Origin of the sequence: Paraburkholderia sp. EG286A (genome assembly GCF_040965375.1) — a bacterium.
Taxonomy (GTDB): domain Bacteria; phylum Pseudomonadota; class Gammaproteobacteria; order Burkholderiales; family Burkholderiaceae; genus Paraburkholderia.
In genome coordinates this window covers 815034-835227 of sequence record NZ_JBFRCB010000003.1, presented here as the reverse complement: position 1 = coordinate 835227, position 20194 = coordinate 815034, and the positions used below count along the sequence as shown (strand labels likewise).

15 protein-coding genes and 1 other RNA gene are annotated in these 20194 nt (G+C 65.6%); 7 read left to right on the top strand and 9 right to left on the bottom strand.

The genetic code is table 11. The annotated features are described in order from the left end of the window. Positions 1-19: 19 nt before the first annotated feature. Positions 20-1315: an MFS transporter gene (locus AB4Y35_RS16555; RefSeq protein WP_368686688.1), complete on the top strand. Its 1296-nt coding sequence runs from the start codon at positions 20-22 to the stop codon at positions 1313-1315. 82 nt (positions 1316-1397) lie between these two features. Here AB4Y35_RS16555 and AB4Y35_RS16550 read toward each other — a convergent pair whose 3' ends face one another. Further along, positions 1398-3335, bottom strand: a complete 1938-nt coding sequence (locus tag AB4Y35_RS16550; RefSeq protein ID WP_368705112.1) for a tetratricopeptide repeat protein — start codon at positions 3333-3335, stop codon at positions 1398-1400. Between the two features lie 153 nt (positions 3336-3488). On the opposite strand from AB4Y35_RS16550, the gene AB4Y35_RS16545 reads away from it, so the two are divergent. From AB4Y35_RS16545 to AB4Y35_RS16535, 3 genes are all read left to right on the top strand, one after another. After that, complete coding sequence (locus AB4Y35_RS16545; RefSeq protein WP_368686686.1) at positions 3489-3809, top strand: ArsR/SmtB family transcription factor; 321 nt, start codon at positions 3489-3491, stop codon at positions 3807-3809. Next, on the top strand, positions 3806-4903 hold the full coding sequence (locus AB4Y35_RS16540; RefSeq protein WP_368705111.1) for a cation diffusion facilitator family transporter: 1098 nt from the start codon (positions 3806-3808) through the stop codon (positions 4901-4903). The genes AB4Y35_RS16545 and AB4Y35_RS16540 overlap by 4 nt, the downstream gene beginning before the upstream one ends. Before the next feature lie 436 nt (positions 4904-5339). Then, positions 5340-7028: an FAD-dependent monooxygenase gene (locus AB4Y35_RS16535; protein WP_368705110.1), complete on the top strand. Its 1689-nt coding sequence runs from the start codon at positions 5340-5342 to the stop codon at positions 7026-7028. 48 nt (positions 7029-7076) lie between these two features. Here AB4Y35_RS16535 and AB4Y35_RS16530 read toward each other — a convergent pair whose 3' ends face one another. From AB4Y35_RS16530 to AB4Y35_RS16515, 4 genes are read right to left on the bottom strand one after another with little or no spacing between them, the layout of a single operon-like run. Continuing rightward, complete coding sequence (locus tag AB4Y35_RS16530; protein ID WP_254316108.1) at positions 7077-7316, bottom strand: formate dehydrogenase subunit delta; 240 nt, start codon at positions 7314-7316, stop codon at positions 7077-7079. Between the two features lie 4 nt (positions 7317-7320). Then, positions 7321-10257, bottom strand: a complete 2937-nt coding sequence (fdhF, locus tag AB4Y35_RS16525; protein WP_368705109.1) for a formate dehydrogenase subunit alpha — start codon at positions 10255-10257, stop codon at positions 7321-7323. A 13-nt stretch (positions 10258-10270) separates the two neighbouring features. Then, the gene (locus AB4Y35_RS16520) at positions 10271-11830 is read right to left on the bottom strand and encodes a formate dehydrogenase beta subunit (protein ID WP_368705108.1); all 1560 of its coding nucleotides are present in this window, start codon (positions 11828-11830) and stop codon (positions 10271-10273) included. After that, the gene (locus AB4Y35_RS16515) at positions 11827-12339 is read right to left on the bottom strand and encodes an NAD(P)H-dependent oxidoreductase subunit E (RefSeq protein WP_368705424.1); all 513 of its coding nucleotides are present in this window, start codon (positions 12337-12339) and stop codon (positions 11827-11829) included. The genes AB4Y35_RS16520 and AB4Y35_RS16515 overlap by 4 nt, the downstream gene beginning before the upstream one ends. Positions 12340-12469: 130 nt before the next feature. Between AB4Y35_RS16515 and AB4Y35_RS16510 the strand changes: the two genes are divergently transcribed. Beyond that, positions 12470-13567 carry a substrate-binding domain-containing protein gene (locus AB4Y35_RS16510; RefSeq protein ID WP_368705107.1) on the top strand — a complete coding sequence of 366 codons (1098 nt, stop codon included), beginning with the start codon at positions 12470-12472 and terminating at the stop codon, positions 13565-13567. A gap of 112 nt (positions 13568-13679) precedes the next feature. Beyond that, positions 13680-13946, top strand: coding sequence for a hypothetical protein (locus AB4Y35_RS16505; RefSeq protein ID WP_342924989.1), 267 nt, complete (start codon positions 13680-13682; stop codon positions 13944-13946). A gap of 197 nt (positions 13947-14143) precedes the next feature. On the opposite strand, the gene ssrA is transcribed toward AB4Y35_RS16505, so the two are convergent. The 4 genes from ssrA to ompA all read right to left on the bottom strand — a co-directional run bounded on the left by ssrA (position 14144) and on the right by ompA (position 16982). Continuing rightward, positions 14144-14513, bottom strand: a transfer-messenger RNA (tmRNA) gene (gene ssrA, locus AB4Y35_RS16500). 102 nt (positions 14514-14615) lie between these two features. Beyond that, the gene (locus AB4Y35_RS16495; protein WP_368705106.1) at positions 14616-15338 is read right to left on the bottom strand and encodes an HAD-IA family hydrolase; all 723 of its coding nucleotides are present in this window, start codon (positions 15336-15338) and stop codon (positions 14616-14618) included. An 86-nt stretch (positions 15339-15424) separates the two neighbouring features. Further along, a complete protein-coding gene (gene ubiG, locus AB4Y35_RS16490) occupies positions 15425-16123 on the bottom strand; it encodes a bifunctional 2-polyprenyl-6-hydroxyphenol methylase/3-demethylubiquinol 3-O-methyltransferase UbiG (protein ID WP_368686679.1) in 699 nt (232 codons plus the stop codon). 214 nt (positions 16124-16337) lie between these two features. Next, the gene (ompA, locus tag AB4Y35_RS16485) at positions 16338-16982 is read right to left on the bottom strand and encodes an outer membrane protein OmpA (protein WP_042260999.1); all 645 of its coding nucleotides are present in this window, start codon (positions 16980-16982) and stop codon (positions 16338-16340) included. 562 nt (positions 16983-17544) lie between these two features. Between ompA and gyrA the strand changes: the two genes are divergently transcribed. Further along, complete coding sequence (gene gyrA, locus AB4Y35_RS16480) at positions 17545-20154, top strand: DNA gyrase subunit A (RefSeq protein WP_368686678.1); 2610 nt, start codon at positions 17545-17547, stop codon at positions 20152-20154. Positions 20155-20194 lie beyond the last annotated feature (40 nt).

The window sequence follows — 20194 nt, the reverse complement described above, 5'->3', positions numbered from 1 at the left end:
AGTCTCTTCAGAGAGTGTCATGTCTACCGCGTCCCACGCATCCCCAGGCGAATCAAAGTTTCGGACAGTTTTCCGCGTCGTCAGCGGCAACTTCCTGGAAATGTACGATTTCATGGTCTACGGCTACTACGCTTCGGCGATCGCCCGGACCTACTTCCCGAGTGACAATGCGTTCGCTTCGCTGATGCTCACGCTGTCCGTGTTCGGCGCAGGTTTCCTCGTGCGTCCGCTCGGCGCCATCATCCTCGGCGCGTACATCGACCATCACGGCCGCCGCAAGGGCCTCATGCTCACGCTCGGCCTGATGGCGTTCGGCACGCTCGCGGTCGCCGTCGTGCCGGGCTACGCGACCATCGGCATACTCGCGCCCGCGCTCGTGCTGCTGGGGCGCCTGCTGCAGGGTTTCTCGGCGGGCGTGGAACTGGGCGGCGTCTCGGTCTATCTCTCCGAGATCGCGACCAAGGGCAACAAGGGCTTCTACGTCTCGTGGCAGTCGGGCAGCCAGCAGGTCGCCGTGGTGTTTGCCGCGCTGCTGGGCGTGCTGCTGCATCGCCTGCTGCCCGTCGAGCACATGACGAACTGGGGCTGGCGCGTGCCGTTTCTCATCGGCTGCCTGATCGTGCCGTTCCTGTTCATCATTCGCCGCTCGCTCCAGGAAACGGAGGAGTTCGCGAAGAGGAAGCATCGTCCGTCGATGGGCGAAATCATGGCGTCGATGCTGCAGAACTGGGGCGTCGTGATCGCCGGCATGGGCATGGTCATCATGACCACCGTGTCGTTCTACCTCATCACCGCCTACACGCCGACCTTCGGCAAGGAAGTGCTCAGGTTGAATGAACTCGACACGCTGATCGTGACGGTCTGCATCGGCTTGTCGAACCTCTTCTGGCTGCCGGTTTCCGGCGCGGTTTCGGACCGTGTGGGCCGCCGCCCGATGCTGATCACCTTCACCGTGCTCACGATTCTCACCGCCTATCCCACCGTGCAGTGGCTCGTGGCGGAACCGTCGTTCGGCCGCCTGCTCACGGTCGAACTGTGGCTGTCGTTCCTCTACGCCTGCTACAACGGCGCGATGGTCGTGGCGCTCACCGAAGTCATGCCCGCCGACGTGCGCACCGCCGGCTTCTCGCTCGCCTACAGCCTCGCGACGACGATCGGCGGTTTCACGCCGGCGATCTCGACCTACCTCATCCACGTGAGCGGCAACAAGGCCGCGCCGGGGGCGTGGATGGGCGTCGCGGGCGTGTGCGGCCTCGTCGCGACGCTCGTGCTCTATCGCACGCCGGAAGCGCGCAATCAGTACAAGGCGGCTTGATTTGCGGATCGGGTGATCCGCGATTTCGCGGCAAAAGCGAAAAGAACGGGGCGCTCGGGCGCTCCGTTTTTCATTGTGCCGCTTACGCGTCGCGCAGTTCGCGCGCGACCGTATCCACGACTTCCGCCCATGCATGCGGGCGCGGCTGACGCACGAGCCGCGCGCGTGGGTACCAGGGGCTTTCGTCAGTGCCCGCAAACCAGCGCCAGTCCGCGGCGAACGGCAGCATGACCCAGAGTTGCGCGCCCAGCGCGCCCGCGAGGTGGGCGATCGAGGTATCGATCGACACGACGCCGTCCAGACGCTCGATCACGGCCGCGGTATCCGCGAAGTCCTGCAGCTTGCCGCCGAGCCGGTGGATCGAGCGGGCTCGCGGATGCGCGTCGAGCGCCGCGTGTTCCGCGGCGCTGAGTTCCGGTTGCAGGACGATCCAGTCGATGCCGTCGAGCGCGAAGAGCGGTTCGAGCGTGGCGAGCGCAATCGCGCGATTCTCGTGCTTCTGGATGCGTCCGGACCACGCGAGGCCGATCTTGCGCCGCGCCTGGCCGCCCAGCGAGCCGCGCCACTTGCGCCCGTACGCCGCGCTGGCGTTGAGGTAGGGCGTGCGCGCGGGCAATGTGTCGAGGCTCGTGCCGAGTGCGAGCGGCAGCGAGAGGAGCGGGCAGTGCAGGTCGGCGGCGGGCCGGGGCGCGCCCTGCTCGACGAGCGTCACGCGCCAGGCCTCGGCCGCGGGCGCGATGAGCGGCACGAGCGGGCGCTGCACTTCGAGCACGACGCGCGCGCCGGTTCTCTGTGCGGTTGCGACGACTTGCGGCACGAAGCGCACGAACTGAAGCGTGTCGCCGAAACCCTGCTCGGCCTCGATCAGCAGCGTGCGGCCGTTCAGGGGCTCGCCGTGCCAGCGTGGCAGCGCACTTTGCGGCGTGCGCGGCGCAATCGGTGCACTCACCTGCGGGGGCAGGGCGTAGCCAGCGCCGCGCGGTGCGTTGGCGTGCGCCTCGTCGCGCGCGGCCGGGTCGAGCCGCCATTCGTACTCGGGCAGTCCACGCCGGAAGTCGCCGAGCGTGAGCCACGTGAGCGCGCGATTCAAATGCGCGGCGGCCAGATCGGGCCGCACGCGCAGCGCTTCGTCGAAGGCCCGCAGCGCGGCCGCATGGCGGCCGAGCGCGTGATGCGCCACGCCGAGCGCAAGCCAGGCGAGGGCAAATTTCGGATCGAAGCCGATCGCGCGCTCGTAGGGTCCGATGGCAGCGTCGTGGCGGCCGAGCGCGGCGAGCGCATTGCCGAGCCCGAAGAGGGCAGGCCCGAAATGCGGCTGCAGCGCAAGCGCCGTTTCGAAGGCGGCCACGGCCTCGCCGTGATGGCCGGTCGCATCGAGCGTATTCGCAAGATTGAAATGCGCGGCGACGAAGCGAGGCTGCACGCGCAGCGCCTTCTGGAAATGTTCGACCGCGCTCGCGCTGTCGCCCAGCGCGTTGAGCGACATGCCGAGGTTGTTGTGCGCCCCTGCGTGGCCCGGGCGGATCTTGAGGGCGCGGCGAAACGAGTCGGCGGCTTCGGCATGGCGGCCGAGCGCGTGCAGCGCGTTGCCGAGGTTGTTGTGCGATGAGGCGTCGCCGGGCTGCAGGCGCACGGCCTGGCCGAACGCGTACATCGCGTCCTCGTGCCGGCCTATCGCCGCATAGGCGTTGCCGAGGTTGTAATGCGCGAGGGCAAAGGCGGGCGCGAGCGTGAGCGCGTTGCGAAAGCGTTCGATCGCGCCTTCCAGTTCGCCGAGCGCCTTGAGCGCGTTGCCGAGGTTCAGCTGGAGCGCGGCGTCGTCAGGGCGCAAGGCGACCGCGCGGCGCACGAGGTCCGCGGCTTCGGCGTGCTGGCCACGTTGATGCCGCAGCACGCCGAGCAGATGCAGCGCATCGACGTGCACGGGATCGGCGGCGAGCGTCGCGCGGTAGTCGCGCTCGGCGTCGTCCAGCCGGCCGTCGCGATGTGCGGCGTACGCGCGGACAAAAAGCTGTTCCATGACTGAAGAAGCAAAGCGTTCGAGACACAAAGGCGGCATTTTCCCACACTCGCGGACCCGTTCCCGAAGATGGCCGAATGTTGATCGAAAGTTGACCGGCATCCGTTGCTGAACTAACATCTGAACACTTGTTCATATGTGTGGTGTGTCGTCATGACCCCAGTTTCCGATGACGAGCGCGTCGTTCCGCTCGCCGACCTCTTCCGTCTGCTCGGCGATGCCACGCGCCTGCGTATCGTGCTCGCCTGTGTGCAGGACCGGATCGCGGTGGGAGCGATCGCCGACACTCTCGGTTTGTCGCCGTCGCTCGTGAGTCACCATCTGCGGCTGTTGCGCGCCGCGCGCGTCGTGCGCGCCGAACGCGAGGGCAAGCAGGTGTTCTACACGGCCGCGGACGCGCATATCAGCGCGATGATCGCCGGCATGCTGGAACATGTGGCCGAGCCCTCGGCGCAATGGCAGGAGGGCGCATGAGCGCAGCGGATCACGAACACGCCCATGACGCCGAAGACGCCGGGAAGCACGAGGGCGGGCACGAGGGCGAGCACGGCCACGCCCACGGCCACGCGCACGACGCCCACGCGCCGCACGAACACGCGCCGCACGAACACGCTCACACGCACGGCCACCATCACCATCATCACGCGCCCGTCGCGGGGCACGGCCGCGCGTTCGCCATCGCCGTCGCGCTGAACGTCTTCATCGTCGTCGTGCAGACGGTGTACGGCGTGCTCGCGCATTCCACCGCGCTGCTCGCCGATGCCGGCCACAATCTCTCCGACGTGCTCGGCCTGCTGCTCGCCTGGGGCGCCGCGTGGCTCGCGACACGCCGTCCGTCGGCGCGCTTCACATTCGGCTTCGGCAGCTCGTCGATTCTCGCCTCGCTCGCCAATGCCGCGCTGCTCCTGCTTGCGTGCGGCGCAATCCTCGCGCAGGCGCTTGGCCGGCTGTTCCATCCGGCGCCGGTCGCGGGCTTCGACGTGTTCGTCGTGGCGACCATCGGCATGGTGGTTAACGGCTTTTCGGCGTGGCTGTTCATGCGCGGGCAAAAGGACGACCTGAACATTCGCGGCGCCTTCCTGCACATGGCCGCCGACGCCGGCGTTTCCGCCGCCGTGGCCGTGAGCGGTCTGCTGATCCTCGCGACCGGCTGGAGCGGGATCGATCCGCTCATGTCGATCGCGGTCGTGCTCGTGATCGTGTACGGCACCTGGGGACTGCTGCGCGAGTCGGTGCGGCTTGCCCTCGCGGCCGTGCCCGAGAACGTCGACATCGTGCGCGTGCGCGGCTTCCTCGCGCAGCAGGAGGGCGTAGTCGACGTGCACGACCTGCACGTCTGGGCGCTTTCGACCACGGGCTGCGCGCTGAGCGCGCACCTCGTGATGCCGTCGGGGCACCCCGGCGACGCCGCGCTCGATCATATGGTCGAGTCGCTCCAGCTGCGCTTCGGCATGCGGCACGTGACGTTGCAGGTGGACCTCGGCACGAGCGAGCATCGCTGCGCACTGGACATGCCGGACGGCGTGCCCAGGCACACGCCAGCGCACGGGCATCCGCACGCGCACTGAAGCGCGGCCGTACGGGCAGCGACCTCCCGCCCGATTCAGGCCGCATTTGATGCGCTGCCGCGCGACCGGTCCCGGCGCGGGCGATACACTAAGGGCCTGCTCACATGAATAACAGGCTTGCGCTGGCCACCAGAAGGGCCGAGCGCAAGGATTGCGACGAAGCGAATACTCAACGTATTCGTGAGGAGCATGACGCAGCGATCGGCCCTTCTGGTGGCCAGCCCCTGTAATGCAATTAGTTGGTTTGGGGAACGTGCCTTGCCGGCCGCATTGCAGCGTCGCGCGTCGCTTGTCCCCCAAGGGGATTTCCTTCGGGGCATTTGGCTCGGCCAAACGGCGCGACGCCCTCCTTGCACTGCAGCCGGCAAGGCGCGTTCGCAAGCCTGTTATTCATGTGAGCAGGCCCTTGTATCGTGTCGAGCGCATGGAGGTCTGCATGGCCGTGGCTTCTTCTCTCGCGCCCGTGCTCATCGTGGGCGCGGGACCCACCGGGCTCGCCGCCGCGATGAGTCTTGCGCGCGCGCATATCCCCGTGCGGCTGATCGATCGCGCGCCGCAGCCCGGACGCCACTCGCGGGCGATCGGCATTCAGGCGCGCACGCTCGAACTGTTCGAGCAGCATCGCATCGTCGAGCCGTTTCTCGAACTCGGCCACCGCGCGCATATCGCGAATCTCTATTCGAACGGCCAGCGCCGCGCGCGGCTCGATTTCGATCCGCTCTTCACGCGCTATCCCTATCTGCTTTTCATTGAACAGACGGTTACCGAACGCATCCTCGGCGGGCATCTCGCGACACTCGGCGTGGAGATCGAGCGCGGCTGCGAGCTGCTGGAGTACACCCAGGGCTCGGCCGGCGCGAGCGCGGAAGTGCGCCGGCCCGACGGGCGCGTCGAGTCGGTGCGCTGCGCTTACGTGATCGCCGCCGACGGCGCGCACAGCACCGTGCGCCATCGTCTCGACATGAAGTTCGACGGCGAGACGATGGCGCAGTCGTTCCTGCTCGCCGACCTGAGCGCGAGCACGCCGTGGTCCGACGACGAGTTCCACATCTTCGCCTCGGGCGACGGTCTCGCCGCGCTCTTTCCGTTCGGCCACGGCCGCTACCGCCTGATCGCCGATCACAAGGCCATGCTGCCCGCCGCGCCCGAAGGCACGATCCCCGTGCCGACGCTGGCGGAATGCCGCGACATCATCCTGCAGCGCGTGCACCATCCGGTGTCCGTCTCGGACATGGGCTGGGCTTCGTACTTCAGCGTGAACAGCCGCATGGTGCGGCAGTTGCGCGTCGAGCGCACCTTCTTTGCCGGCGACGCCGCGCACGTGCACAGCCCCGCAGGCGCGCAGGGCTTGAACACGGGCATTCAGGAAGCCTTCAATCTGGGCTGGAAGATCGCCCGCGTGCACGCGCGCGGCGCGCCCGAGCGCCTGCTCGACACCTATCACGCGGAGCGTTATCCGATCGAGCGGCTGGTGCTGCAGCAGACGAGCTTCATGACGCAACTGGTGGAGGCCGATCACGGCCCGCTCAAGCTGCTGCGCGAGCGCGTGATGCCGGCGCTCGTCGCGCTTGGGCCGTTGCGCGACGCGGCGCGCCAGGCGGTGAGCGAGCTGTCGATCCAGTATCGCCGCAGCCCGCTCACGCTCGAGCGCGTGCTGGACGGCGGCCCGCGCGCGGGCGAGCGCGCCCCGGACGCCTTCGTGCGCGTGGTGGACGGACCGCTCGGCAAGGCGCCGGGCAAGGGGCGCATCTTCGATCTGCACGACCCGGCGTGCTTTTCGTTGTTCCTGCTGGTCGAGGGCGACGCCGACGCGGCAACGGCGAAAAACGGCGCAGAGGTGAGGGCAACGCTCAAGCGTTTTGCCGAAGCCGTCGAGCGGCTGTTTCCGCAGGCGCTGCGGGTCTGGTGGATCGCTGAACTCGCCAACGGCGAGACGCCGCTGGCGGGCGAGGGCGCGGCAACGCTCACCGAATCGTATGGGCGCACGCGGCCCGCGTTCTATCTGGTGCGGCCCGACGGCTACATCGGCGCGCGGGGGCGTCCCGCCTCGGACCTCAATGCGCTGCTGCGCCACTGCGAGACGTGGTACGCGGCGGCGGGATTTGGCCAGGCGCCGCCGGTCTGAACTGTGCGGCGCCGTGCATCCCGTGTGACGGGCCGGAGTTGGCCCGGTTCAAGCCGCCGCGGGCATCAGCGCCTCGCGATGCTTCGTGAGCGAGGCGAGCACGATCTCCGTGAAGCCCGCTTGCTCGCCTTCGCCATCGAGCGCCGCGAGCAGCGTGCGGCGCATGCGCGGCTCCCAGAACTTGCGGATGTGCTCCGCGATGCCCGTGAGCGCTTCCTCGCGATCGGGCAGCGAGTCGAAGAACATGCCTATCTGGTTGGCCATCTCGATCAAGTGATCAGCTTTCATCGCTTTATTTCCCTGAGGTTGTAAGCGGTTCGCGCTTGCTGTGCAGCTCGAGCTGGGTCGTGTTGAAGCGCGAGTATTCGCGCTGCCACTCGGAGGGCTGCTGCACGTGGCTGACCTGCACGGCCGTCACCTTGTACTCGGGGCAGTTCGTGGCCCAGTCGGAGGCATCCGTGGTGATGACGTTCGCGCCCGACTCGGGGAAGTGGAACGTCGTATAGACCACGCCCGGCTGCATGCGCGTGCTGACTTTCGCGCGCAGCACCGTATGGCCCGCGCGCGATTCGATGCCCACCCAGTCGCCGTCGCGGATGCCGCGGTCTTCGGCGTCCACCGGATGGATCTCGAGGCGGTCCTCCTCGTGCCAGCGCGAGTTCTCGGTGCGGCGGGTTTGCGCGCCCACGTTGTACTGCGAGAGGATGCGGCCCGTCGTGAGCAGGAGCGGGAAGCGGCGCGTGACCTTCTCCGGCGAGGCGATGAACTTCGTGATGACGAACTTGCCCTTGCCGCGCACGAACTCGTCGATGTGCATGATCGGCGTGCCTTCGGGCGCTTCTTCGTTGCACGGCCACTGGATGCTGCCCATCTCGTCGATCTTCTTGTACGAGACGCCGTGGAAGGTGGGCGTGAGGCGCGCGATCTCGTCCATGATCTGCGACGGATGCGTGTAGTCCATCTCGTAGCCGAGCGCGCGCGAGAGCAGGATCGTCGCTTCCCAGTCGGCGTAACCGGCGATCGGCGGCATGACCTTGCGCACGCGCGAGATACGGCGCTCGGCGTTGGTGAACGTGCCGTCCTTTTCGAGGAACGACGAGCCCGGCAGCAGCACGTGCGCGTACTTCGCCGTTTCGTTCAAGAAGATGTCCTGCACGACGATGCATTCCATCGACGAAAGCGCCGCCGCCACGTGTTGCGTGTTCGGGTCGGACTGGACGATGTCCTCGCCCTGGCAATAGAGGCCCATGAAGGTGCCGTCGAGCGCTGCTTCGAACATGTTCGGAATGCGCAGGCCCGGCTCGCTTTGCAGCGCGACGTTCCAGGCGTCTTCGAACAGGCCGCGCACGGTCGAGTCGCCCACGTGGCGATAGCCCGGCAGCTCGTGCGGGAACGAACCCATGTCGCACGAACCCTGCACGTTGTTCTGGCCGCGCAGCGGATTCACGCCCACGCCTTCGCGTCCGATGTTGCCCGTGGCCATCGCGAGGTTGGCGATGCCCATCACCATCGTCGAGCCCTGTGCGTGTTCCGTGACGCCGAGGCCGTAGTAGATCGCCGAATTGCCTTGCTGCGCGTAGAGGCGCGCGGCGGCGCGAACCTGCTCGGCCGGCACGCCGGTCACTTCGGCCATCGCTTCGGGCGAGTTTTCCGGCAGCGAGACGAAATCGCGCCATTGCTCGAACGCGCGCCTTTCGCAGCGCTCCGCCACGAACGCTTCGTTGACGAGCCCTTCGGTGACGATCACGTGCGCGATCGAGTTGATCATCGCGACGTTGGTGCCCGGGCGCAGTTGCAGGTGATGCTCGGCCTTCACGTGCGCGGTGTCGACGATGTCGATGCGGCGCGGATCGACGACGATCAGCTTCGCGCCCTGACGCACGCGGCGCTTCAGGCGCGAGCCGAACACGGGGTGACCGTCGGTGGGGTTCGCGCCCACGACCATGATCACGTCGGAGTGATCGACGGAAGCGAAGGTCTGCGTGCCCGCCGATTCGCCGAGCGTCGTCTTGAGACCGTAGCCCGTGGGCGAGTGGCACACGCGTGCGCAGGTATCGACGTTGTTGTTGCCGAACGCGGCGCGCACGAGCTTCTGCACGAGGTAAGTTTCCTCGTTCGTGCAGCGCGACGACGTGATGCCGCCGATCGAATCGCGCCCGTGCTTCGCCTGGATGCGGCGGAACTCGCTCGCGGCGTAGTTGATCGCTTCGTCCCAGCTCACTTCGCGCCACGGATCGGTGATCTTCGCGCGGATCATCGGCTTCTTGATGCGGTCCTTGTGCGTGGCGTAGCCCCACGCGAAGCGGCCCTTCACGCAGGCATGGCCTTCGTTCGCCTGGCCGTTCTTGTGCGGCACCATGCGCACGACTTCGTTGCCCTTCATCTCGGCCTTGAACGAGCAGCCCACGCCACAATAGGCGCAGGTCGTCACGACCGAGTGCTCGGCCTGGCCCAGCATCACGACGGTCTTTTCCTGCAGCGTGGCGGTCGGGCACGCTGCCACGCAGGCGCCGCACGACACGCACTCCGAGTCCATGAACGATTCGCTCGCGCCCGCCGCCACGCGCGATTCGAAGCCGCGACCGGCGATGGTCAGCGCGAACGTGCCTTGCGTCTCTTCACAGGCGCGCACACAACGATTGCAGACGATGCACTTCGACGGGTCGTACGTGAAGTACGGATTCGATTCGTCCTTCTTGTCTTTCAGGTGATTCGCACCGTCGAAACCGTAGCGCACTTCGCGCAGGCCCGTCACGCCGGCCATGTCCTGCAGCTCGCAGTCGCCGTTGGCGGGGCAGGTGAGGCAGTCGAGCGGGTGATCGGAGATGTACAGCTCCATCACGTTGCGGCGCAGCTTCTGCAGCTGGTTGCTTTGCGTGCGCACCTTCATGCCCGCTTCGACGGGCGTCGTGCACGAAGCGGGATAGCCGCGGCGGCCTTCGATTTCCACGAGACACAGGCGGCACGAGCCGAACGGTTCGAGCGAATCGGTCGCGCAGAGTTTGGGCACGTTGATGCCGGCCTCGATGGAGGCGCGCATCACCGACGTGCCGGCCGGGACGGTGACGGACTGGCCGTCGATCTCGAGCGTGACGTCCACGTCGGCGTGGACCAGCGGCGTGCCGAAATCGGTATCGTCGAACGGCGAGCGTTGCTTCTTAGCCTGGGACTTGCAGGCGCAATTGCCGGAACCGCAACCGCCGGCCTGGTTCATGAGCATGTCGGACATGGTGGTTCCTCGTTCAGGCGGCCGCCGGTTGTTGGGCGACGGGTTCGAGACCGAAATCTTCAGGGAAATGGTTGAGTGCGGAGATCACGGGGTAGGGCGTCATGCCGCCCATCGCGCACAGCGAACCGGACACCATCGTGTCGCACAGGTCGCGCAGCAGCGTGACCTGCTTTTCGGACGTGTCGCCTTTGCGGATCTTCGCGATCACCTCGACGCCGCGCGTCGAACCGATGCGGCACGGCGTGCACTTGCCGCACGATTCGAGCGTGCAGAACTCCATGGCGTACTGGGCGAGTTCGGCGAGATTCGACGTGTCGTCGTGCACGACGAGGCCGCCGTGACCCACGACCGCGCCAACCGCCGCATACGCTTCGTAGTCCATGGGAATGTCCCACTGGCTTTCGGGCAGATAGGTGCCGAGCGGGCCGCCCACCTGCACGGCGCGCGCCGGACGGCCGCTGGCGGTGCCGCCGCCGTAGTCGACCATCAGCTCGCGCAAGGTCACGCCGAACGCAAGCTCGACGAGCCCGCCGCGCGCGATATTGCCCGCGAGCTGGAACGGCAGCGTGCCGCGCGAGCGGCCCATGCCGAAGTCCTTGTAGTACGCCGCGCCCTTCGCAAAGATGATCGGCACCGTGGCGAGCGTGATGACGTTGTTGATGACCGTGGGCTTGCCGTAGAGGCCGGAGAGCGCGGGCAGCGGTGGCTTGGCGCGCACGATGCCGCGCTTGCCTTCGAGCGACTCGAGCAGCGCCGTTTCCTCGCCGCACACGTAAGCGCCCGCGCCCTTGGCCACGAACAGCTCGAAGCGCCTGCCGCTGCCGAGCACGTCGTCGCCGAGCCAGCCCGCTGCGCGTGCGCGGCGAATGGCTTCTTCGAGCGCTTCGATCGAATGCGGATACTCGCTGCGCACGTAGATATGGCCAACGGTCGCGCCCACCGCGATGCCCGCGATCGTCATCCCCTCGATCAGCACGTACGGATCGCTTTCCATCACGAGGCGGTCGGAGAACGTGCCCGAATCGCCTTCGTCGGCATTGCAGACGATGTACTTCTGGTCGGCTTGCGCGTTCGCGACCGTGCGCCACTTGATGCCGGCCGGGAACGCCGCGCCGCCGCGGCCGCGCAGGCCCGATTCGAGCAGCGCTTCGCAGATATCGGCGCCGGTCATCTTCAACGCATTGCGCAATCCTTCGAGGCCGCCGTGGGCGACGTAGTCGTCGGTGGAAAGCGGGTCGGTGATGCCGATGCGTGCGAACGTGAGGCGCTGCTGCTTGCGCAGATACGGAATCTGCTCGACGAGGCCGACGCTGCGTGCGTGCTGGCCGCCTTGCAGGAAGCCGGCGTCGAAGAGGGCGCCGACTTCATCGGCTTCGACGTTCGCATAGCCGACTCTGCCGTCGGCCGTTTCGATTTCGACGAGCGGTTCGAGATAGAGCAGGCCGCGCGAGCCGTTGCGCACGAGCTCGATGCTCGCGCCGCGTGCGGCGGCTTCGCGTTCGATGGCCTCGGCGATGGCATCCGCGCCGAGCGCAAGCGCCGAGGAGTCACGGGGAACGTAGACGCGTGTCATGCGGCCTCCTCGGTGCGCACGGTCGCGAGCGCGGCAGCGTAGAGCTTGTCGAACTTCTGCGGGGTCACTTTTGCGTGCAACGTGCCGTTAATCATCATGGTGGGCGAGAGCGCGCATTGCCCGAGGCAATAGACGGATTCGAGCGCGACCGGGCCTTCATGCGCGTGCGCGTGTTCGGCGTCGTGTCCGTGCTGTTGGAACCGGCAGCCGGTATGCGCCTCGACGTGCTGCGCGAGCGCCTCGCTGCCCATGCTGCGGCAGGCCTCGGCGCGGCACAGCTGGACCGTGACCGGCGCGGGCGGCGCAGTGCGGAAGTGGTGATAGTAGGTGATCACGCCGTGGACCTCGGCGCGCGAGAGATTCAGCGCCTTCGAGAGCGGCACGACCGTGGCCGGCGGCACGAAGCCGACTTCGTCCTGGATCGCATGCAGGATCGCAAGCAGTGTGCGGCCTGGTTGCGCGTGACGCAGGACGAGATCGTCCGGCGCGCTAACAGTTGTCTCTTCCATCATGGGGCTTCTCCTGGGCATATATGCACTTGTTATTCATAAAGTGTGCATCTATGCTGCGGTTGTCTTGTTGTCTGACCGAACAATAGGCCCGTGGAATGGCGGACGCAATAGGAAGGAATATTTCATAATGATCAAGGTCGAGTGCCATGCGCAGCTAGTCGTGCGCGACGCGGAAGGCCGCGAGGCAAGCCTGACGGACGTTGTGCCGTTGCTTGCGCTCGTCGCCGAGGAAGGAAGCATTGCGCAGGCCGCGCAGCGTAAGGGTTTGTCCTATCGCCATGCGTGGGGTGTTTTGCGTGAAGTGGAGGAGCGCCTGGGGGGCGCGCTGATCGCGAAAGCGCGCGGCCGCGGGTCCGTGCTCTCCGAACTGGGCGAGGCTGTGCTGCGCTCGCAGCGCCTGTGCGGAGAGCGGCTGCAGGGCAACCTCGAGGCGCTGGCAAGCGAAGTGGCGAGCGACCTGAACCGCTGGCTCGCGCCCGCTGGCCAGGACCTGCGCATCCATGCTTCGCACGGCTACGCGGTGGCGGCGCTCGTGACGGCGCTTGTCGCCGACCAGGTGCCCGTGGAGATCAAGTACCGCGACAGCGTGGACGCGATCACGGCGCTCGCCCGCGGCGAATGCGATCTCGCAGGCTTTCATCTGCCGCGCGGCGACTTTCGGGCCGCCTGCGCCAACGCCTACCGCGGCTGGCTCGATCCGCAGCGGCACGTGCTCGTCCATCTCACGCAGCGCAAGCAGGGACTCCTGGTCGGGCGCGGCAACCCGAAGCAGGTCACGGGTCTCGCCGACCTCGCGCGCGGCGATATCCGCTTCGTGAACCGGCAGCCGGGGTCGGGCACGCGCATGCTGATCGATCTGCTGCTCACACGCATCGGCGTCGATCCCGAGCGCGTGAACGGCTACGCGTCGTCGGAACTCACGCATTCGGCGATCGCCGCGTTCGTGGCCAGCGGGATGGCCGACGTGGGCTTCGGCGTGGCGCCGGCTGCGCACCATTTCGGGCTCGATTTCATCGAGATCGCCGACGAAGACTACTACTTTGCGTGCGATCGCGGCCATCTCACGCACGAGCCGCTGGCGACCGTGCTGGGTTTGCTACGCGGCGCGGGGTTCCGTGCGTCCGTTGCGCAACTGGAGGGATACGATCCGGCGTCATGCGGCGACGTGGTGGAACTCGAAGCCGCGTGGGGCGGCCCGCTCGAGGGCGAGGCGCGGCCGTTGTAATAGAAGGCAACGGATTGGCCAGACTACGCTGCAGACTGAGGCGCTTTTTGTGATACTTTCAGTTTGTATTCGCTCTCACGTTTCAGTTGCGCGCCCGTCGCGCCGATCGACCATGAAATTTGTCCTCAAAGTTGGTGCTGCTGCCGCTACGGCGGCAGCGTTGTTGGCTACATTCAACGTTGCCTTTGCGCAGAACTCGCCGGGCGTGCCGGGTGGCATTCTGAGCGATCAGTTCAAGTTCAACGAGCATCCACAGATGCAGTTCGCCGCTTCGGCGCCGTCGGCCAAGTATCAGCATGGCAAGCCGAGTGCCGCACGCAAGCGTGGCGATCTGGGTGATCAAAACGGCTGTAATCTGCAGTGCCCGCAGGACAATTGATGATCCAGGGGGCGCGCGCGAAAGTTGCGCCGCCTGTGGAGCAAAGAAAAACTCGCGAAGCCCGAACAGGCTGTCGCGAGTTTTTTTGTATGCGCTGTGCAGGCGCGGCCGGCGTCGGGACCGTGGCAAGCAAAAAGCCCCGACAGCCTTGCGGCGCCGGGGCTCGAGTCCGATCGTCGTGGACGACCGGAAATATCTGGTGGAGCCGGCGGGAATCGAACCCGCGTCCAGAAGCAGTCCATAACCAGTTCTACATGCGTAGTTCTGTCATTTGATTTAACCGCAGCGACGCGGACGAACACGCTGCGCTACGGCGATTCACTAAATTTTCGACCTTGGCGTCGTGACGCCACCAAGGCTTAACTGACGTAAATGACCTCTGGCGGTATTGCTACCGGTCTTGCGACGCTAGCCCGTCAGTGAGCCAGGCAGAGGACGGCGGCCGTTAGGCTGCCAGTGCGAACGTATCGTCGTTTGCAGTTACGTTTTTCCCATTGATTAACGAGGTGACGGGTCCTCGGCATGCCCTGATTACTTCATAACCCCTGTCGAAACCAGGTCGGCCCCAGAGGAAGGGATAATTATCCCATAGTTCGCCATATGAGGCGAACCGCGCCCGGTTCAAGGGCGCGCGCGCTGTTCGCGATCAAAAGCCGCTTTTACGTCGCCTCAGGCCGGCTTGCGGATGTGCTGAAGCAGCGCGAACAGCGTCGCCGTGGTGTCGGCGACATATTGCGCGTTCCACTGCGAGGGCGGCACGTCGTTGCCGCAGTAGCCATAGGCGGCGGCGATCGTCGCCATGCCCGCCGCGGCGCCCGCCTGCACGTCGCGCAGATCGTCGCCGACGTAAACCACGCGCTGCGGCGCAATGCCGAGCGCCTCGGCCGCGTGCAGCAACGGCGCCGGATGCGGCTTGGAATAGGGCGTCGTGTCGCCGCTCACCACGCAGCTTGCGCGCGTGTCCAGGTGCATCAGCTTCACGAGCGGCTCGGTGAGCCGGGCGACCTTGTTGGTCACGATGCCCCAGCGTACGCCGCGGCCGTCGAGGTCGTCGAGCACGGCGTCGATGCCGGCGAAGAGCGCCGTCTCGATGCGCAGATTCGCCGCGTAGTTGGCGAGAAACTCCTCACGCATGGCGGCGAACGCGCGATCGTCGGGGCCGATCCCGAACGCGCCGCCAATCAGGCCGCGCGCGCCCGCCGAAGCGAGCGGACGCAGCTTCTCGAGCGGCGTGGGCGCGAGGCCGCGCGCGTGGCGCATCTGGTTGACGGCGGCGGCGAGGTCGGGGGCCGTATCGGCGAGCGTGCCGTCGAAGTCGAACAGCACGGCGTCGCAGGCGGCAAGCGCTGCGGCGCTGTCCGCGGCAGGTTGGGCGTTCGTGGGTGAGTTCATGTCTGGAAGCAATGGCGCGGCGCGCCGGTGTGCAGTAAAAGCCGCCGGAGCAGGGGGAACCGGCGGCGCCGCTCGTGCATATGCCGTCAGGCGTCGCGCCGGCAGGCGATCATGTAATTGACGCTGGAGTCGTTCGAAAGCGCAAAGTGCCGCGTGAGCGGGTTATACGTGATGCCCTTGATCTCGGCGACGTGCAGGCCGGCGTCGCGCACGAACGCGGCAAGCTCCGAGGGGCGGATGAAGCGCGCGTAGTCGTGCGTGCCCTTGGGCAGCATCTGCGCGATGTATTCCGCGCCGATTACGGCGAGCAGATACGACTTCACGTTGCGATTGAGCGTCGAAAAGAACACCCAGCCGCCAGGCTTCACGAGCGTTGCGCAGGCCTTCACGACCTCGGCGGGCTGCGGCACATGTTCGAGCATTTCCATGCAGGTCACGACGTCGAACGACGCCGGTTCGCGCGCGGCGATCGCTTCGGCCGCGATCAGCTCGTAGTCCACCGTCACGCCGCTCTCGAGGCTATGCAGGTCGGCCACGCCGAGCGCCTCGCGCGACAGGTCGATGCCTTTAACGGTTGCGCCAAGCCCCGCCATCGATTCGGAGAGGATGCCGCCGCCGCAGCCGATGTCGAGCACGCGCTTGGATGGCAGATGCGCATGGCTGTCTATCCAGCCCAGGCGAACGGGGTTGAGTTCGTGCAGCGGCTTGAATTCGGCGTTCGGGTCCCACCAGCGATGAGCGAGATCGCTGAATTTCTGCAGCTCGTGGGGATCGGCATTCGTCATGTCGTGGCAGCCTGAAGCGCGGTGCGGGTCGGAAAGAATAAGCCCCGAGTATACAGGCGGGTGCACAGGGCAGCAAAATGCCGCGCCGTGCCGTCAGGCTTTCCGGAACGATCACGCCGCGCGGAGACAGGCGAAATGAAAGAAGGATAAAACGCGGGATAAAAAAAGCCCCGCCGAAGCGGGGCTTTTGAGACTTGCGGTCGAGAGCTCGCGATTACTGCTTTTGCGTGCCGACGACTTCGACTTCCACGCGACGGTCCGGTGCGAGGCAGGCGATGAGAGCCTTGCGGTTCTTCTGGTTGCAGCCCGTCGTAACCGGGTTGCGCTTGCCCTTGCCTTCCGTGTAGATACGCTCTGCCGGAACGCCCTTGCTGACCAGGTACGACTTGACGGCTTGCGCACGGCGCAGCGACAGACGGTCGTTGTAGGCAACCGAGCCGATACGGTCGGTGTAGCCCGTCGCGACGACGACTTCGAGGTTCAGAGCCTGGATCTTGCTTGCCAGGTCGTCCAGCTTTTCCTTGCCAGCCGGCTTCAGGATGGCCTTGTCGAAGTCGAACAGGGCGTCAGCCTGGTACGTGATCTTCTGGCTGGTGATGGCCGGCGGCGGCGGTGCGACCGGCGGCTGCGGTGCCTGGGCGACCAGGGCGCCATCGCACTTGGCGTTGGCGGTGGCCGGCGTCCAGAATGCATCGCGCCAGCAAAGCTCGTTCGTGCCGTTCATCCACACGTATTCGCCGGTACCATTCACCCAGTTGTCATTGACGGCTTGTCGCGACGCCGGCACCGATTGTGCCTGAGCGGATGCAGCCACAACTGCGGTAGCTGCAATGAACGCGAGCTTTGAAAGTTTATTCATATTTCTCCTCTCGAAATTGAGATTACCGCAGGTTTACTGCGAGCCATATGACGAAGACAAGTCATACATTGCTCGAAGTATAACATTGGCAAGTTGTGGGGAACGCTTTGCGTTGTGTAGACTTCGAGCAGTGTCTAACTTTGTGCGTTGGCATTTTGCCATATCGTTCCCCTCCGACGATAAAAAAAATCCGCCCCTTTCACTGCGGCTGGTCGAACGTGGTACGCCCGCAACAAAAAAGTTCCCTTAATTTTACCTGGTATTGCGCCTGGGTAGCGTGAGCGTCACACATTGTCATCCAAATCGGTGGCGATGCATCTGATTCCGGTTCGCACTGCGGCGTTTGCGCCACGCTCAAGGCGCTTTGAGCCGTTCGGCTTCACTCCTCTAATAGGTATACGCAGGCGGCGGGCGAGGGTGTCGTGCATGGTAGAATCGCGTGATGCGCTGCGTCCGCGGCGTCCATGCGACAGCTGGGCGTCCCGCGGTGACTGCGGCGACCTGCGCTCTTCCAGTTGGGGCGAGGCGCTAGCACACCGCGTGCCCAAATAAGACATCGATAATGGATCAATTCGCCAAAGAGACTCTGCCAATCTCCCTCGAGGAGGAAATGCGCCGCTCGTATCTCGATTACGCGATGAGCGTGATCGTCGGGCGAGCACTTCCGGATGTTCGTGACGGCCTGAAGCCTGTCCACCGGCGCGTGCTCTATGCAATGCACGAGCTGAATAACGACTGGAACCGCGCTTACAAGAAGTCGGCGCGTATCGTCGGCGACGTCATCGGTAAGTACCACCCACACGGCGACACGGCTGTCTACGACACGATCGTGCGGATGGCGCAGAACTTCTCCCTGCGCTACATGCTGGTCGACGGCCAGGGCAACTTCGGCTCCATCGACGGCGACAACGCCGCCGCCATGCGATACACCGAAATCCGCATGGCGAAGATCGGCCACGAGCTGCTGGCCGACATCGACAAGGAAACGGTCGACTTCGGGCCGAACTACGACGGCAGCGAGAGCGAGCCGCAGATCCTGCCCGCGCGCATTCCGAACCTGCTCATCAACGGTTCGTCGGGTATCGCGGTCGGCATGGCCACGAACATTCCGCCGCACAATCTCAATGAAGTCGTCGACGCGTGCCAGCATCTGCTGAAGAGCCCGCAGGCAACGGTCGACGAGCTGATCGAGATCATTCCCGCACCCGACTTCCCGACCGCCGGCATTATTTATGGCGTCGCCGGCGTGCGCGACGGCTATCGCACCGGCCGCGGCCGCGTCGTGATGCGCGCGGCTACGCACTTCGAGGAAATTGATCGCGGTCAACGCATGGCGATCATCGTCGACGAGCTGCCGTATCAGGTGAACAAACGTTCGCTGCTCGAACGCATCGCCGAGCTCGTCAACGAGAAGAAGCTCGAAGGCATCTCCGATATTCGCGACGAATCCGACAAGAGCGGCATGCGTGTCGTGATCGAGCTCAAGCGCGGCGAAGTGCCCGAGGTCATCCTCAACAATCTGTACAAGGCGACGCAGCTGCAGGACACGTTCGGCATGAACATGGTCGCGCTGGTGGACAACCAGCCGAAGCTGCTGAACCTGAAGGAAATGCTCGAGCATTTCCTCTCGCATCGCCGCGAAGTGCTCACGCGCCGCACGGTGTACGAGCTGCGCAAGGCGCGCGAACGCGGCCACGTGCTCGAAGGTCTCGCGGTTGCGCTCGCGAACATCGACGATTTCATCGAACTCATCAAGGCCGCGCCCACGCCGCCCATCGCGAAGCAGGAGTTGATGAACCGCTCGTGGGACTCGTCGCTCGTGCGCGAGATGCTCACGCGCGCGGAGCAGGACAATGCGGCGGCGGGCGGGCGCGAAGCCTACCGTCCGGAAGGGCTGAACCCGCAATATGGTATGCAGTCCGACGGCCTCTACCGTCTGTCCGACACGCAGGCGCAGGAAATCCTGCAAATGCGCCTCCAGCGCCTGACCGGCCTGGAGCAGGACAAGATCATCGGCGAGTACCGCGAAGTGATGGCGCAGATCGCCGACCTGCTCGACATCCTTGCGCGCCCCGAGCGTGTAACTGTCATGATCTCCGACGAACTCACCTCGATCAAGAGCGAATTCGGCGATGCGCGCCGCTCGAAGATCGAGATGAACGCCACCGAGCTCAACACCGAAGACCTGATCACGCCGCAGGACATGGTCGTGACCATGTCGCACGCCGGTTACGTGAAATCGCAGCCGTTGTCGGAATATCGCGCCCAGAAGCGCGGAGGTCGCGGCAAGCAGGCGACTTCGATGAAGGACGACGACTGGATCGACACGCTCTTCATCGCCAACACGCACGACCACATCCTGTGCTTCTCGAATCGCGGCCGCGTGTACTGGGTGAAGGTATATGAAGTGCCGCAGGGTTCGCGCAACTCGCGCGGCCGTCCGATCGTCAACATGTTCCCGCTGCAGGACGGCGAGAAGATCACGGTCGTGCTGCCGGTCAAGGAGTTCTCGGCCGACAAGTTCGTCTTCATGGCCACGGCGCTGGGCACGGTAAAGAAGACGCCGCTCGAAGCCTTCAGCCGCCCGTTGCGCAAGGGTATTATTGCGGTCGGTCTCGACGACGGCGACTACCTGATCGGTGCTGCGATCACCGACGGCGAACACGACGTGATGCTGTTCTCCGACGCCGGCAAGGCGGTGCGCTTCGACGAGAACGACGTGCGCCCGATGGGCCGCGAAGCGCGCGGCGTGCGCGGCATGCAGCTCGAAGACAATCAGCAGGTCATCGCGCTCCTCGTGGCGGGCGACGAGCAGCAGTCGGTGCTCACCGCGACCGAGAACGGCTATGGCAAGCGCACCCCGATCACGGAGTACACGCGCCATGGCCGCGGCACGAAGGGCATGATCGCGATCCAGACTTCGGAGCGCAACGGCAAGGTGGTTGCGGCCACACTCGTCGACTCCGAAGCGCAGATCATGTTGATCACCACCACGGGCGTTCTGATTCGCACCCGCGTGTCGGAAATCCGCGAAATGGGCCGTGCAACGCAAGGTGTTACACTCATCAGCCTTGACGAAGGTACGAAGCTTTCCGGGCTGCAGCAGGTCGCCGAAGCAGATGCAGAAGTGGACGCCGAAGGTGAGGGCGAAGCGGGCGAAAGCGAAGAGTGATGCGTTATCCGGGCCCGCACAAGCGTGTTCAATCGATGCG

Bases quoted from the DNA above. Each gene is read 5' to 3' on its own strand.
- AB4Y35_RS16520 (WP_368705108.1), bottom strand. From the start codon at position 11,830: ATGACACGCGTCTACGTTCCCCGTGACTCCTCGGCGCTTGCGCTCGGC.
- fdhF (WP_368705109.1), bottom strand. From the start codon at position 10,257: ATGTCCGACATGCTCATGAACCAGGCCGGCGGTTGCGGTTCCGGCAAT.
- AB4Y35_RS16535 (WP_368705110.1), top strand. From the start codon at position 5,340: ATGGCCGTGGCTTCTTCTCTCGCGCCCGTGCTCATCGTGGGCGCGGGA.
- AB4Y35_RS16505 (WP_342924989.1), top strand. From the start codon at position 13,680: ATGAAATTTGTCCTCAAAGTTGGTGCTGCTGCCGCTACGGCGGCAGCG.
- AB4Y35_RS16545 (WP_368686686.1), top strand. From the start codon at position 3,489: ATGACCCCAGTTTCCGATGACGAGCGCGTCGTTCCGCTCGCCGACCTC.
- AB4Y35_RS16495 (WP_368705106.1), bottom strand. From the start codon at position 15,338: ATGAACTCACCCACGAACGCCCAACCTGCCGCGGACAGCGCCGCAGCG.
- AB4Y35_RS16555 (WP_368686688.1), top strand. From the start codon at position 20: ATGTCTACCGCGTCCCACGCATCCCCAGGCGAATCAAAGTTTCGGACA.
- ubiG (WP_368686679.1), bottom strand. From the start codon at position 16,123: ATGACGAATGCCGATCCCCACGAGCTGCAGAAATTCAGCGATCTCGCT.
- AB4Y35_RS16550 (WP_368705112.1), bottom strand. From the start codon at position 3,335: ATGGAACAGCTTTTTGTCCGCGCGTACGCCGCACATCGCGACGGCCGG.
- AB4Y35_RS16540 (WP_368705111.1), top strand. From the start codon at position 3,806: ATGAGCGCAGCGGATCACGAACACGCCCATGACGCCGAAGACGCCGGG.
- AB4Y35_RS16515 (WP_368705424.1), bottom strand. From the start codon at position 12,339: ATGGAAGAGACAACTGTTAGCGCGCCGGACGATCTCGTCCTGCGTCAC.
- ompA (WP_042260999.1), bottom strand. From the start codon at position 16,982: ATGAATAAACTTTCAAAGCTCGCGTTCATTGCAGCTACCGCAGTTGTG.
- AB4Y35_RS16530 (WP_254316108.1), bottom strand. From the start codon at position 7,316: ATGAAAGCTGATCACTTGATCGAGATGGCCAACCAGATAGGCATGTTC.
- gyrA (WP_368686678.1), top strand. From the start codon at position 17,545: ATGGATCAATTCGCCAAAGAGACTCTGCCAATCTCCCTCGAGGAGGAA.
- AB4Y35_RS16510 (WP_368705107.1), top strand. From the start codon at position 12,470: ATGATCAAGGTCGAGTGCCATGCGCAGCTAGTCGTGCGCGACGCGGAA.